At 53.5% G+C, this 13,644-nt stretch carries 13 protein-coding genes; 4 read left to right on the top strand and 9 right to left on the bottom strand.

Annotated features, from left to right (window positions below):
• Positions 1–708 precede the first annotated feature (708 nt).
• Positions 709–1,239, bottom strand: coding sequence for a single-stranded DNA-binding protein SSB1 (gene ssb1, locus ACLJRS_RS14340; RefSeq protein ID WP_000168322.1), 531 nt, complete (start codon positions 1,237–1,239; stop codon positions 709–711).
• Between the two features lie 247 nt (positions 1,240–1,486).
• On the opposite strand from ssb1, the gene uvrA reads away from it, so the two are divergent.
• The 3 genes from uvrA to ACLJRS_RS14325 all read left to right on the top strand — a co-directional run bounded on the left by uvrA (position 1,487) and on the right by ACLJRS_RS14325 (position 5,224).
• Positions 1,487–4,312 (top strand): excinuclease ABC subunit UvrA, encoded by a 2,826-nt coding sequence (gene uvrA / locus ACLJRS_RS14335; protein ID WP_000357725.1) that lies wholly within the window; start codon positions 1,487–1,489, stop codon positions 4,310–4,312.
• Between the two features lie 131 nt (positions 4,313–4,443).
• Entirely contained in the window at positions 4,444–4,899 is a 456-nt protein-coding gene (locus ACLJRS_RS14330; protein ID WP_000432191.1) for a hypothetical protein, read from the top strand.
• On the top strand, positions 4,886–5,224 hold the full coding sequence (locus ACLJRS_RS14325; RefSeq protein WP_000146597.1) for a hypothetical protein: 339 nt from the start codon (positions 4,886–4,888) through the stop codon (positions 5,222–5,224). Before ACLJRS_RS14330 ends, ACLJRS_RS14325 begins: the two co-directional genes overlap by 14 nt.
• Here ACLJRS_RS14325 and ACLJRS_RS14320 read toward each other — a convergent pair whose 3' ends face one another.
• The 6 genes from ACLJRS_RS14320 to dnaB form a co-directional block, all read right to left on the bottom strand.
• A complete protein-coding gene (locus ACLJRS_RS14320) occupies positions 5,225–5,581 on the bottom strand; it encodes an MmcQ/YjbR family DNA-binding protein (RefSeq protein ID WP_000155666.1) in 357 nt (118 codons plus the stop codon). It abuts the gene before it with no gap.
• Between the two features lie 2 nt (positions 5,582–5,583).
• Positions 5,584–6,000, bottom strand: a complete 417-nt coding sequence (locus ACLJRS_RS14315) for a secondary thiamine-phosphate synthase enzyme YjbQ (RefSeq protein WP_000270393.1) — start codon at positions 5,998–6,000, stop codon at positions 5,584–5,586.
• A 128-nt stretch (positions 6,001–6,128) separates the two neighbouring features.
• Positions 6,129–6,842 (bottom strand): acid phosphatase AphA, encoded by a 714-nt coding sequence (aphA, locus tag ACLJRS_RS14310; protein ID WP_000724435.1) that lies wholly within the window; start codon positions 6,840–6,842, stop codon positions 6,129–6,131.
• Between the two features lie 186 nt (positions 6,843–7,028).
• Entirely contained in the window at positions 7,029–8,222 is a 1,194-nt protein-coding gene (gene tyrB, locus ACLJRS_RS14305; protein ID WP_000486910.1) for an aromatic amino acid transaminase, read from the bottom strand.
• Between the two features lie 185 nt (positions 8,223–8,407).
• Complete coding sequence (gene alr / locus ACLJRS_RS14300) at positions 8,408–9,487, bottom strand: alanine racemase (RefSeq protein WP_001147297.1); 1,080 nt, start codon at positions 9,485–9,487, stop codon at positions 8,408–8,410.
• Positions 9,488–9,518: 31 nt separating this feature from the next.
• The gene (gene dnaB / locus ACLJRS_RS14295; RefSeq protein ID WP_000918353.1) at positions 9,519–10,934 is read right to left on the bottom strand and encodes a replicative DNA helicase; all 1,416 of its coding nucleotides are present in this window, start codon (positions 10,932–10,934) and stop codon (positions 9,519–9,521) included.
• Positions 10,935–10,998: 64 nt separating this feature from the next.
• On the opposite strand from dnaB, the gene ACLJRS_RS14290 reads away from it, so the two are divergent.
• Complete coding sequence (locus ACLJRS_RS14290) at positions 10,999–11,982, top strand: quinone oxidoreductase (RefSeq protein WP_000235555.1); 984 nt, start codon at positions 10,999–11,001, stop codon at positions 11,980–11,982.
• A gap of 174 nt (positions 11,983–12,156) precedes the next feature.
• Here the strand turns inward: ACLJRS_RS14290 and pspG are convergent, their stop codons facing one another.
• Positions 12,157–12,399 carry an envelope stress response protein PspG gene (pspG, locus tag ACLJRS_RS14285; RefSeq protein WP_000891414.1) on the bottom strand — a complete coding sequence of 81 codons (243 nt, stop codon included), beginning with the start codon at positions 12,397–12,399 and terminating at the stop codon, positions 12,157–12,159.
• A 167-nt stretch (positions 12,400–12,566) separates the two neighbouring features.
• A complete protein-coding gene (dusA, locus tag ACLJRS_RS14280; protein WP_001182227.1) occupies positions 12,567–13,565 on the bottom strand; it encodes a tRNA dihydrouridine(20/20a) synthase DusA in 999 nt (332 codons plus the stop codon).
• Positions 13,566–13,644 lie beyond the last annotated feature (79 nt).

The raw sequence follows: 13,644 nt of genomic DNA, 5'->3' as shown, positions 1-13,644 counted from the left end.
TTAAAACCACCCGCCGATAAATAGATTTGTTAGCTAATCATTGAAACTCTAAATCATTTTAAGGACATATTTCTTTTTAATACGCGTTATAACCATACGTATTTAATAAATTTGCCTCCAGAGGATAAAATGAATTTTCACAATTAAAACATAGGGTCATAGGGACTTCAATATAACTTAAATCATTGAAAATATAATAAGTGGGGAGTAAAAAATCAGAATTGCGTAAAAAAACACACAAATAAAACCATTTTTTATATAAAGCCAGCTATAAGTAACAATTTTATCTTCAGCAATTAAAAATAAAGCAAGATACACATATCATATTTGAGCTCATCACAAGCTAAAGCAAACATTTAATTAACTATTGATAATACCGCCCCTTCTCTACCGTTATTTTATAATATCTTTTTGTTGTCAAAAAATGGCTATAAATTATATATTTTGCAGATGAGATTTCTCTTTCATATTTAAGACAATCCGGGTTATTGCAGTACATTTATGAACTTCGGCTGGATAATGATGTGCCGAGGCGAGTCGGCCAGAGGCGATAAGCGACATTTTTCCGTAAGATATGCGCTTCTCTTTTTTGAAAGGGATACAAAGACAATAATACCAGGTAAGAAAATGCCTGGTTTACACCAGGCATTTCAGCAGACGAGAACTATAGCGAAAATGCAAATAACGCTTTGAGTTTTTTACCAAAAATCAGAACGGAATGTCGTCGTCAAAATCCATTGGCGGTTCGTTAGACGGCGCTGGCGCGGATTGCTGTGGACGCGACTGCGCGCCGCCGCTGAACTGGTTGCCGCCCTGCGGCTGCTGAGGTTGTTGCGGTTGACCCCAACCCCCCTGCTGCTGACCGCCTGCCGGTGCGCCGCCGCCCTGGCGACCACCCAGCATCTGCATCACGCCGCCGATCTGCGGAACGTTAATTTCAGTCGTATAGCGTTCCTGGCCACTCTGATCGGTCCACTTGCGGGTACGCAATTGACCTTCGATATACACCTGAGAACCTTTACGCAGATATTCGCCGGCCACTTCCGCCAGTTTGCCGAACATCACCACCCGGTGCCATTCAGTCTGCTCTTTCATTTCGCCGGTCTGCTTATCGCGCCAGGATTCAGAAGTAGCCAGCGTTAAGTTGGCGACAGCGCCGCCACTCGGCATATAGCGTACTTCCGGGTCCTGGCCCAGATTACCAACGAGAATCACCTTGTTTACGCCTCTGCTGGCCATAATTGAGTCTCCTGAATACGTTTCATAAATAGTGTAAACGCGTGAGTGTACCATTTCCACGTAGCATTTTAATAGCTGCGATGCAGGTTCCAGGTCACTCGCGCGAACCTCATATTGTTGCATACTTTAGCTGAAGATGCATTCCAATACTGTATATTCAAACAGGTTAAATTGTGTCATAATTAGCCGTTTCTGCCGTTTGTCCTTCAAACAAACCAGGCATCCGAGTCTCTACCGGGAAAGGTGAATGGATAAGATCGAAGTTCGGGGCGCCCGCACCCATAATCTCAAAAATATTAACCTCGTCATCCCCCGCGACAAACTGATTGTCGTGACCGGGCTTTCGGGTTCAGGCAAATCCTCACTGGCTTTCGACACTCTGTATGCCGAAGGGCAGCGTCGTTACGTTGAATCGCTCTCCGCTTACGCGCGGCAGTTTTTGTCGCTCATGGAAAAACCGGATGTCGACCATATTGAGGGGCTATCGCCCGCGATCTCAATTGAACAGAAATCGACATCTCACAACCCGCGCTCTACGGTGGGTACTATTACCGAGATCCACGACTACCTGCGCCTGCTGTTTGCCCGCGTGGGCGAGCCGCGTTGTCCGGACCATGACGTGCCGCTGGCGGCGCAAACCGTTAGCCAGATGGTCGATAACGTGCTGTCACAGCCGGAAGGCAAACGCCTGATGCTGCTGGCGCCGATTATTAAAGAGCGTAAAGGCGAACACACCAAAACGCTGGAAAATCTGGCAAGCCAGGGTTACATTCGCGCCCGTATTGACGGCGAAGTCTGCGATCTCTCCGATCCGCCGAAGCTGGAGCTGCAAAAGAAACATACCATTGAGGTGGTGATCGATCGCTTCAAAGTTCGCAACGATCTTTCCCAACGCCTGGCGGAGTCGTTCGAAACGGCGCTGGAATTATCCGGCGGCACGGCGGTTGTTGCCGATATGGACGATGAGAAAGCGGAGGAGCTTCTGTTCTCCGCCAATTTTGCCTGTCCGATTTGCGGCTACAGTATGCGCGAGCTGGAACCGCGTCTGTTCTCGTTTAACAACCCGGCAGGCGCCTGCCCGACCTGTGACGGCCTCGGCGTTCAGCAATATTTCGATCCGGACCGCGTGATCCAGAATCCCGACCTGTCGCTGGCAGGCGGCGCGATTCGTGGTTGGGATCGTCGCAATTTTTACTACTTTCAAATGCTCAAGTCGCTGGCGGAACACTATAAGTTCGACGTAGATGCGCCGTGGGCAAGCCTCAGCGCCAACGTACATAAAGTCGTGCTGTACGGTTCCGGCAAAGAGAACATTGAATTTAAATATATGAACGATCGCGGCGATACCTCCGTGCGCCGCCATCCGTTCGAAGGCGTGCTGCATAATATGGAGCGCCGTTATAAAGAGACGGAATCCAGCGCGGTGCGCGAAGAGCTGGCGAAGTTCATCAGTAATCGCCCCTGCGCCAGCTGTGAAGGCACGCGACTGAATCGCGAAGCGCGCCATGTATTTGTGGAAAATACGCCGCTGCCTGCTATTTCCGATATGAGCATTGGCCATGCGATGGATTTTTTCACTAATCTCAAGCTTTCCGGGCAACGGGCGAAAATCGCCGAAAAAGTGCTAAAAGAGATCGGCGATCGCCTCAAGTTTCTGGTGAACGTCGGCCTGAACTATCTCACGCTCTCCCGCTCGGCAGAGACGCTTTCCGGCGGCGAAGCCCAGCGTATTCGTCTGGCGAGCCAGATAGGCGCCGGGTTAGTCGGCGTGATGTATGTGCTGGATGAGCCGTCCATCGGTCTGCACCAGCGCGATAACGAACGGCTGCTGGGTACGCTGATTCATCTGCGCAATCTTGGCAATACCGTGATTGTGGTGGAACACGATGAAGACGCCATTCGCGCCGCCGACCATGTGATCGATATTGGCCCCGGCGCGGGCGTTCACGGCGGCGAGGTGGTGGCGGAAGGCCCGCTGGAAGCCATTATGGCGGTACCGGAATCGCTGACCGGCCAGTACATGAGCGGTAAACGCAAAATTGAAGTGCCGAAACAACGCGTGCCGGCAAATCCAGAAAAAGTGCTCAAACTCACCGGCGCGCGCGGCAACAACCTGAAAGATGTGACCCTTACGCTACCGGTAGGGCTGTTTACCTGTATCACCGGCGTCTCGGGTTCCGGTAAATCGACGCTGATTAACGACACGCTGTTCCCCATCGCCCAGCGTCAGTTAAACGGGGCGACTATCGCCGAACCGGCGCCGTATCGGGATATTCAGGGGCTGGAACATTTCGATAAAGTGATCGATATCGACCAGAGCCCAATCGGGCGCACCCCGCGTTCCAACCCGGCGACCTATACGGGCGTCTTTACCCCGGTTCGCGAGCTTTTTGCTGGCGTGCCGGAGTCTCGCTCGCGCGGCTACACGCCAGGGCGATTCAGCTTCAACGTGCGCGGCGGTCGCTGCGAAGCGTGCCAGGGCGATGGCGTCATTAAAGTCGAAATGCACTTTCTGCCGGATATTTACGTGCCGTGCGACCAGTGCAAAGGCAAGCGCTATAACCGGGAAACGCTGGAGATTAAGTACAAAGGCAAGACCATCCACGAAGTACTGGATATGACCATTGAAGAAGCGCGTGAGTTCTTTGATGCGGTTCCGGCGCTGGCGCGTAAGCTGCAGACGCTGATGGACGTGGGGCTGACCTATATCCGTCTTGGTCAGTCGGCGACAACGCTTTCCGGCGGCGAGGCCCAGCGCGTGAAGCTGGCGCGCGAACTGTCGAAGCGCGGCACCGGGCAGACGCTGTATATTCTCGACGAGCCAACCACCGGCCTGCACTTTGCCGATATTCAGCAGTTGCTTGACGTTCTGCATCAGTTGCGCGATCAGGGCAACACCATCGTGGTGATCGAACACAACCTGGACGTCATTAAAACGGCGGACTGGATTGTCGACCTCGGCCCGGAAGGCGGCAGCGGCGGCGGCGAAATTCTCGTCTCCGGTACGCCGGAAACCGTGGCGGAGTGCGAGGCGTCGCATACCGCCCGCTTCCTTAAACCTATGCTCAAATAACCTTCACGCCGCTTTCCGATTCGCCGGGAAGCGGCATCATTTTTCCTCATCCCACCTCATTGTATCCGTGTTGAGCATTTGTGATTTGCGTGCCGCCTCGCTCTGACATGTGATAGCGCAAACGGTCTGTTATGGAAAACACCATGAAGTTACCCTACGCAATCACACTACTGCTGTGCCTGTTTTTAGCCGCCTGTACGCTGCCTGACCGCTTTAGCGCCGTGGCTTTTCAACAACTGACGCTATTACAAGCGCGCTCAACCCGCTTCCTGCAGGACGCGGCGCGAATACCGTGGCAAAAAGAGACACTGCTCAAGGATGACCGCGATATCCGTCAGACATTTTTTCAGGCTGAGCGGGTCGCCTGTCAAGGTGGGGATAAACACCGACTCGATAATCTGGCGCTGCTGAAAAATCACTATTTGCGTCTTTATGCGCGGGTTATGCAACGTAAGCAACCACTTACTTACATCCAGGCTGAGAGATACCAACAGCAAAATAATCAGGTCTGGAAATTAGCCATACAGGGTGAGTGTCTGCATTGGGGCGCTCGCTGCACTCAGGGAGATGAAAATGGCGTCTATTAACGAAATACATTACCTGATGACCACCGCCCGGGCCGAACATCCTGTAGCCTCCTCGGCGATTGCCGAGTTTATCCAGGCGTATAAGCAGGCAAGAGAAGACAGCGACGACGGTATCCGCGAGTCCGCCGCGTTTATCGCCCGCGCGCTTCAGGAACATGCTCGCGGCTGGCTGGACGACGATGATATGATTATTCTGCTGGAAGGACAGCGGGACCTCGCCAGGCTACGCGCCAATAATGCGCAAATCGCCCTCGGCAGCCGTATCCGGTCTACGGTCATCCGCCTCATTGATATCGCCCTGGCGTTGTTGGTCGGCGCGCTATAATCAGGACTGCGGCAACTGCTTGCGTTTATCTTCCGACAGCGCATTTACCGCCTGTTGATAAGAGGCATCGACCAGATAATAGAGTTGTGAATCCGGCAGCGAGCCGTCCAGATAGACCGTGCTCCAGTGCGCTTTATTAAGGTGCCGACTCGGTCGTACATCGCTGTGCTGCTGGCGTAACAACTCTGCCAGTTCCGGGCTGGTTTTGAGAGAGGCTGCCGGGCGTCCTTCAACTTCTTTTACCATCGCGAAAAGTACATCTTCCACTTTAATTTGCGTCGCTTTCCAGTCGCTGTGAACGCTCTGCTCTGCGCCAGGTTTTGCCATGCAGTATTGCAGTAATTCCGAAATGGTCATTATCATTCCCCTTGTAGTGTCGCGATGATTTTACGTGGACCGCCGTGAATACGGTGTTCTCCCAACCAGATACCTTGCCATGTTCCTAACTGTAAACGCCCCTGGCGTACAGGCAGCAGCAACGAGACGCCCAATACTGACGACTTAATATGCGAAGGCATGTCATCCGCGCCTTCGTAGTCATGTTCATACGCCGCATTATCGGGAACGGTTTTCAGGAAATGGCGCTCCATGTCAGCGCGCACGGTAGGATCGCAGTTTTCGTTTAACGTCAGCGAGGCCGAGGTATGTAGCAACAACAGATGCAGCAAACCCGTTTCGACAGGCGGTAAGCCAGACAATTTATCGGTAATTTCATCTGTTATCAGATGAAACCCGCGCGGCTTCTCGCTCAGTGTAATGGTGCGCTGATACCACATAGGCTGCTCCTTCCTAAAAACAAACGTCTCCTGAATAGTGTGCAGCAAGTCTGGAAAAGGTAAAAGCCAGCGGAGCAAGTTTGTGCAAAAATCATGCAAAAAAGGAGAGCCTGTCGCTCTCCTGATTTTTAGTACTCCGAGTTGACAATGACTTCCTCGCCAAACGCTCCTGCCTGCGGCAGCGGTTTGTAGGTGGAGTTAGCCGCGCGCAGGATGCGAATACCGCGGATACCACAATCACGAGCCGCGGTAATATCGTTATCCGAATCGCCGTAGAAGATACGCATGTTCTTCTCCTGCAGCCACTGTACTTTCGTATTTTGTTCCGGTTTATCGCCGGCGAAAATCACCGGATTCATATTCGCCGCCGGAATATGGAAGTTATCCGCCAGCGTTTTCGACACGGTTTCCGTTTTCGTCTGACTACGACCAGTGACAAAGTAAATACTGTCGCCACGGCGAACATGCATATCAATGAGCTGTCGGGCCACTTCTTTTGGAATACTGAACTCATCCCAGCCGTTGTTCATTTTTTCCCAAAAGGCCGGATTTTTCAGATAATCGTCGCTGTCCGGGGAGTAGGTTTTCTTTCCGCGCCAGAATCCGGGGCTGGAAAATAACACGGTGTCGTCAATATCAAAGCCGACCGCCATCGGCGGGCGTCCGGTGAGGCTGTTTTCAATCTGGGCGACAGAGACCCAATGGACAGGCGCTTGTTCCGCGAGTTTTGCAACATTAGTGCCCGGATTGAGCGTCGAAGGGGAAGATACTAACGCATTCGCGGAATGGTTTAGCGTAAACAACAAACAGACGGCACTCAGCGCCAGGGTTATTTTTTTCATGCTTTTCCCTTAAAATTCAAAATATTATAATTATTAAGATGAGTCTTTGCTCAAAAAACTATCTGACCATAACGCCAGTAACGGTCAAAAGGAAGGATTATCTGCGGTTTTGTTACGAAAAAAGAGGATGATCACAACAGCTATTGTCAGGCCGGAGGGCACTGTTATCGCCGTCCGGCCTGAATATTACATGACAGCGGCAAATGCCTTCGCCACGCGGTGTACATTTGAAGCATTAAGCCCGGCGACACACATGCGGCCACTGGCAATCAGGTAAACGCCAAACTCATCGCGCAACCGCTCGACCTGCTCCTCGCTTAACCCGGTATAGCTGAACATACCGCGCTGCTGTAACAAGTAATCAAAGTTGCGGTCAGGCATCTCCGCCTTCAGCTCCTTCACCAGCGTCTGGCGCATCGATATAATGCGGTTACGCATCGCGTCGACTTCCGCCAGCCAGCCCGCTTTTAACGCCTCATCGCCCAGGACCGTAGCGACCACCTGAGCGCCGAAACACGGCGGACTGGAGTAAATTCGGCGCACCGTCGCTTTTAGCTGTCCCAGAACCCGCGCGGCAATTTCAGCATCTTCACACACCACCGACAGGCCGCCGACGCGCTCGCCGTACAGCGAGAAAATCTTCGAAAAAGAATTACTGACTAACGCAGGTAACCCAGCGCTGGCAATGGCGCGAATAGCGTAAGCATCCTCGTCCATGCCTGCGCCAAACCCCTGATAGGCAATATCAAGGAACGGAATCAGATCGCGCGCTTTCACTATTTCAATCACCGCATCCCATTGCGAAGGCGTTAAATCCGCCCCGGTCGGGTTGTGACAACAGGGGTGCAGCAGCACGATACTGCGCGCAGGTAACGTATTCAGCGTGGCCAGCAGATCGTTAAAACGGATGCCGTTAGTCGCGTCGTCATACCAGGGGTAAGTACTCACTTCGAATCCTGCCCCGGCAAATATCGCAATATGGTTTTCCCAGGTGGGGTCGCTCACCCATACGCCTGCGTCGGGGAAATAACGCTTCAGGAAATCCGCGCCCACTTTCAGCGCGCCGGAACCGCCTAATGTCTGGATAGTGGCCACGCGCTGTTGCTGAAGAACCGGGTGATCGGCGCCAAAGAGCAAAGGCGCGATAGTATGGCGATAAGTATTGAGTCCTTCCATCGGCAGGTACAGCGAAGCGCCATGCGGCTGCGCGTTAAGCCGGGCTTCGGCTTCGGCCACCGTTTTAAGCTGTGGGATAATCCCGTCTTCGTTGTAATACAGGCCAATGCTCAGATTTACTTTGTCGTGACGGGAGTCGTCTTTAAAACGCTCCATCAGTGAAAGAATCGGATCGCCGGCATAGGCGTCAACTTTTTGAAACACGCGATGGTTCTCCAGGTTTACAGAGGGCAGGAAATAACACAATAAACCGGAAGGACGAGAAGATCGAGAGGATGTTGTGGTGGATGCGCATATTGCCGGATGGCGGCGTGAACGTCTTATCCGGCCTACAGCCAATGCGCGATACAAGCCGGATAAGCGCAGGCGCCACCCGGCCCGCCGCGTATTTAATCAATATACTTCATCGCCACCCTTGAGGTCAGGCGCGTGATAAGTTCGTAAGCACTTACTTTTGTCATTTCAGCGATACGTTCAACCGGCAGACCTTCACCCCATAAAACCACCGGATCGCCCGCGTTATCCTGCGCGTTTGGCCCCAAATCCACGCAAATCATATCCATCGCCACCCGCCCGACAATCGGGACTTCACGGCCATTGACCAGTACTGGCGTACCGGAAGGCGCCGCTCGTGGGTAGCCATCGCCATACCCCATCGCCACCACGCCCAGGCGCGTGTCGCGCTCACTTACCCATGTTCCGCCGTAGCCCACCGGTTCGCCCGCTTTGTGGTCACGCACCGCGATCAAACTGGAGGTTAAGGACATCACCGGCTGAAAACCAAAATCCGGCCCCCAGGGTTTGTGCTCCAGCGGCGATACGCCATACAAAATGATGCCCGGACGCGCCCAGTCAAAGTGAGACTGCGGCCACAGCAGAATACCGCCAGACGCGGCAATAGAGCGCTGACCGGGTTTACCCTGACAGAAGGCATTAAAAATGTCGAGCTGATGTTCGGTAGCGCCGCATTCCGGCTCATCCGCACGGGCAAAATGGCTGACGATATTCACCGGCTGGCGTACATTTTTACAGTGCGTCAGACGCTGGTAGAACGCCTCCGCCTCTTCGGGGCGCACGCCGAGACGATGCATACCGGTATCCAGTTTCATCCAGACCGTTACCGGCTCCGCCAGCTCCACCGCCTCCAGGGCGGCAAGCTGCTCCTGATTATGTACGGCGGTATGCAGACATTGCGCGGAAATGGTCGGCAAATCGGCGGCGTCGAAAAAACCCTCCAGCAGCAGGATAGGCTGCGTGATCCCGCCCGCTCGCAGACGTAGAGCCTCTTCCAGACGCGCCACGCCAAAAGCGTCAGCATCAGGGAGCGTTCGCGCGGTCTCCAGAAGACCGTGTCCATAAGCGTTCGCTTTCACCACCGCAACCAGCTTACTGGCAGGCGCCAGTTCACGCAGACGTTGCAGGTTGTGTCGCAGAGCGCGGCGGTTAATGACGACTGTTGCCGCTTGCATTTGAATTCCTTGTTAAAAGAATGACGGAGAGTTACTCATCATCGTATTGCGGTCCCGCATAGTTATCGAAACGCGACCACTGACCATTGAACGTCAGACGAACCGTACCGATAGGACCGTTACGTTGCTTACCAATAATAATTTCAGCAATGCCTTTTAAGTCGCTGTTCTCGTGATAAACCTCATCACGGTAGATAAACATAATTAAGTCGGCATCCTGTTCAATAGAGCCGGATTCACGCAGGTCGGAGTTCACCGGACGTTTATCCGCGCGTTGTTCCAGGGAGCGGTTAAGCTGCGATAGCGCCACGACCGGCACCTGTAGTTCCTTCGCCAGCGCTTTCAACGAGCGAGAAATTTCGGCGATTTCCAGAGTACGGTTATCAGAAAGCGACGGCACACGCATCAATTGCAGGTAGTCGATCATAATCAGACTTAACCCGCCATGTTCGCGGAAAATACGCCGCGCGCGCGAACGGACTTCTGTCGGCGTAAGACCTGAGGAGTCGTCAATATACATATTGCGTTTCTCCAGCAGAATGCCCATCGTGCCGGAGATTCGCGCCCAGTCTTCATCATCGAGTTGACCGGTACGAATACGTGTCTGATCGACGCGGGACAGCGAGGCCAGCATACGCATCATGATCTGTTCGCCGGGCATCTCCAGACTAAAGATCAGTACCGGTTTATCCTGCAACATCGCCGCATTTTCGCAGAGGTTCATCGCAAAAGTGGTTTTACCCATGGAGGGGCGCGCCGCAACGATAATCAAATCCGAACGCTGTAACCCTGCCGTCTTTTTATTGAGGTCCTGATAGCCGGTATCCACGCCTGTAACGCCATCGTGCGGTTGCTGGAACAACTGCTCAATACGCGCCACGGTGGCGTCGAGAATCTGGTCGATGCTTTTCGGACCTTCGTCTTTGTTGGCCCGGTTTTCCGCGATCTGGAAGACGCGCGACTCCGCCAGATCCAGCAGTTCGTCGCTATTGCGCCCCTGTGGATCGTAACCGGCATCCGCAATTTCATGCGCCACCGCGATCATATCGCGGACCACGGCGCGTTCGCGCACAATGTCCGCATAAGCACTGATGTTCGCCGCGCTTGGCGTATTTTTAGACAACTCCGCCAGATAGGCGAAGCCGCCGACGCTGTCCAGTTGGCCCTGCCGCTCCAGCGATTCCGCGAGCGTAATCAGGTCGATAGGACTGCCGCTTTCCTGCAAGCGCCCCATCTCCGTAAAGATATGGCGATGCGGGCGGGTATAGAAATCTTCCGCCACCACGCGCTCGGCCACATCGTCCCAGCGCTCGTTATCCAGCATTAAACCGCCCAACACCGACTGTTCCGCTTCAATCGAGTGCGGCGGCACTTTTATCCCGGCAACCTGCGGATCGCGGTCGCGGGCATCAGTCTGTGGTTTGTTGAAGGGTTTATTTCCTGCCATAGTGAATGGAGTTACCGAGATAGTGATTGGGTCGAAAGATTACCACATTTCTTTTGGAGGAAGCATGGCAACGCGTATTGAATTTCACAAGCATGGTGGTCCGGAAGTGCTTCAGACCGTGGAGTTTACGCCAACGGAACCGGCGGAACACGAAATCCAGGTTGAGAACAAAGCCATTGGTATCAACTTCATCGACACCTATATCCGTAGCGGACTCTATCCGCCCCCGTCGTTGCCTGCGGGCCTGGGAACCGAAGCTGCGGGTGTGGTCAGTAAAGTCGGCAACGGCGTGGAGCACATTCGCGTGGGCGATCGCGTCGTCTACGCGCAGTCAACGCTCGGCGCTTACAGTTCCGTCCATAACGTCCCCGCAGATAAAGCCGCGATTTTACCTGACGCCATTTCCTTCGAACAGGCGGCAGCCTCTTTTCTCAAGGGGTTGACCGTTTTTTACCTGTTGCGCAAAACCTATGAAGTGAAACCCGACGAACCCTTCCTGTTTCATGCCGCTGCGGGCGGCGTCGGTCTGATCGCCTGCCAATGGGCAAAAGCGCTGGGCGCGAAGCTTATCGGTACCGTCGGTAGCGCGCAAAAAGCGCAGCGGGCGCTGGACGCTGGCGCCTGGCAGGTAATTAATTACCGTGAGGAGAGCATTGTCGAACGGGTAAAAGAGATCACCGGCGGCAAAAAAGTCCGCGTGGTCTATGACTCCGTGGGGAAAGATACCTGGGAAGCCTCACTGGACTGCCTGCAACGTCGGGGACTGATGGTCAGTTTCGGCAATGCGTCCGGCCCCGTCACTGGCGTGAATTTAGGTATTCTGAATCAGAAAGGTTCCCTGTATGCCACGCGACCTTCACTACAGGGGTATATTACGACACGTGAAGAACTGACCGAAGCCAGCAATGAATTGTTCTCATTGATCGCCAGCGGCGTGATTAAAGTTGATGTGGCTGAAAATCAACGCTATGCGTTAAAAGATGCCCGTCGCGCACATGAGGTGCTGGAAAGCCGGGCCACACAGGGCTCAAGCCTGCTGATTCCGTAATAGCTCTGCAAAGAAATTGGGCTTCCACCCGGGAAGCCCTTTCTTTTTTTGTTCGGCTGTATGTAGGGTACAGCGCGATGAATTCGTTACCTGCGCAATCATGACAGATTTAATAATCGATTCCTATTTGCCTGTGAGGGCAAAGTTCCAGGTTGTGACGAACCGCTCAATACCTTAGTAAAACCGACGGTTATTGCGCTGATACTGAGGGATTTTTGGCGTTTTTACTGCTTTGATCACCCACACCACAGCCACCGCCAGCAGTAGCCACGGTAACAGCTTGATCATCAGGGCGAACATTCCACCCAGGAACATGACGGCAGTCGCTACAACCAGCGCGGCCAGAATGCCCAGCAAGGAGACGCCCGTCACCATTAACATCAGAAAAAAGCCAAGCACAAAAAGTAGTTCCAGCATAGTCGCTCCCCATAAAAATGGCATTGCCCGGCGGCACGGCGCTTACCGGGTTTGGTCAGGTAAGCTATTACAAAAATCATGCCAATATTTATGTTTTTGATATATAAAGAAAACGCCCTGCAAGACTGCACAGTGCGTGGTGAGATTGACTAATTTTTGGCGAACTTTTAACGCTTGTCTGCCACCAGTTTTAGCGCCTGCTCCAGTACAGCAACATCCGCGCCAGCTTTATGGGCGTTTTCGCTCAGATAGCGACGCCACTGCCGCGCGCCGGGGATGCCCTGGAACAACCCCAGCATATGGCGAGTGATATGCCCCAGATACGCTCCCTGGCTCAATTCACGCTCAATATAGGGATACATCGCGCGAACCACCGCAACCGGGTCGGCATCGGTGGTATCGGCGCCAAAAATCTCCCGATCCACCGCGGCCAGTATACCCGGATTCTGATAAGCTTCGCGGCCAACCATGACGCCATCCATATGGCGCAGGTGTTCCTTCGCCTCTTCCAGCGATTTGATGCCGCCGTTAATGGACATGGTCAGGTGCGGAAAATCCCGCTTTAGCTGGTATACGCGCGGGTAATCCAGCGGCGGGATCTCACGATTTTCTTTCGGGCTTAAGCCAGAAAGCCAGGCTTTGCGCGCATGGATAATAAACATCTCGCATTCGCCCCGACCGGAAACCGTATCGATGAAATCACACAGAAACGCATAACTGTCCTGATCGTCAATACCAATGCGGGTTTTTACCGTTACCGGAATCGAGACGACATCACGCATGGCTTTAACACAATCGGCGACCAGTTGCGCATTGCCCATCAAACAGGCGCCAAACATACCATTTTGCACACGATCGGAGGGGCACCCCACGTTGAGGTTAATTTCATCGTAGCCACGCGCTTCCGCCAGCTTTGCACAATGCGCAAGCTGAGCCGGATCGCTTCCACCAAGCTGTAGAGCAACCGGATGCTCTTCTTCGCTGTAAGCCAGATAGTCACCCTTACCGTGAATAATCGCGCCCGTGGTCACCATTTCGGTGTAGAGCAGCGTCTGGCGAGACAGCAAACGCAGGAAATAGCGGCAATGTCTGTCCGTCCAGTCGAGCATAGGCGCGATGGAGAAGCGATAAGCAGGAAAAGCGGAGGACTGGGTTTCAGGCTGCATGGCGAATAAATAAGCATCCGGTTAAAAAAGGGGCGTCACTATAGCATAACGCTAAACCGGAGGCGTAGCGCCTCCGGTG

The organism is Salmonella sp. SAL00670, from assembly GCF_046552235.1.
Lineage (GTDB): Bacteria > Pseudomonadota > Gammaproteobacteria > Enterobacterales > Enterobacteriaceae > Salmonella > Salmonella enterica.
This window is presented reverse-complemented; position numbering and strand designations above follow the sequence as displayed.

Excerpts from the sequence above, each read along its gene's own strand:
- ACLJRS_RS14325 (WP_000146597.1), top strand. The coding sequence starts at position 4,886 with ATGGCGTCTATTAACGAAATACATTACCTGATGACCACCGCCCGGGCC.
- pspG (WP_000891414.1), bottom strand. The coding sequence starts at position 12,399 with ATGCTGGAACTACTTTTTGTGCTTGGCTTTTTTCTGATGTTAATGGTG.
- uvrA (WP_000357725.1), top strand. The coding sequence starts at position 1,487 with ATGGATAAGATCGAAGTTCGGGGCGCCCGCACCCATAATCTCAAAAAT.
- ssb1 (WP_000168322.1), bottom strand. The coding sequence starts at position 1,239 with ATGGCCAGCAGAGGCGTAAACAAGGTGATTCTCGTTGGTAATCTGGGC.
- ACLJRS_RS14330 (WP_000432191.1), top strand. The coding sequence starts at position 4,444 with ATGGAAAACACCATGAAGTTACCCTACGCAATCACACTACTGCTGTGC.
- ACLJRS_RS14315 (WP_000270393.1), bottom strand. The coding sequence starts at position 6,000 with ATGTGGTATCAGCGCACCATTACACTGAGCGAGAAGCCGCGCGGGTTT.
- aphA (WP_000724435.1), bottom strand. The coding sequence starts at position 6,842 with ATGAAAAAAATAACCCTGGCGCTGAGTGCCGTCTGTTTGTTGTTTACG.
- dusA (WP_001182227.1), bottom strand. The coding sequence starts at position 13,565 with ATGCAGCCTGAAACCCAGTCCTCCGCTTTTCCTGCTTATCGCTTCTCC.
- dnaB (WP_000918353.1), bottom strand. The coding sequence starts at position 10,934 with ATGGCAGGAAATAAACCCTTCAACAAACCACAGACTGATGCCCGCGAC.
- ACLJRS_RS14290 (WP_000235555.1), top strand. The coding sequence starts at position 10,999 with ATGGCAACGCGTATTGAATTTCACAAGCATGGTGGTCCGGAAGTGCTT.
- ACLJRS_RS14320 (WP_000155666.1), bottom strand. The coding sequence starts at position 5,581 with ATGACCATTTCGGAATTACTGCAATACTGCATGGCAAAACCTGGCGCA.
- alr (WP_001147297.1), bottom strand. The coding sequence starts at position 9,487 with ATGCAAGCGGCAACAGTCGTCATTAACCGCCGCGCTCTGCGACACAAC.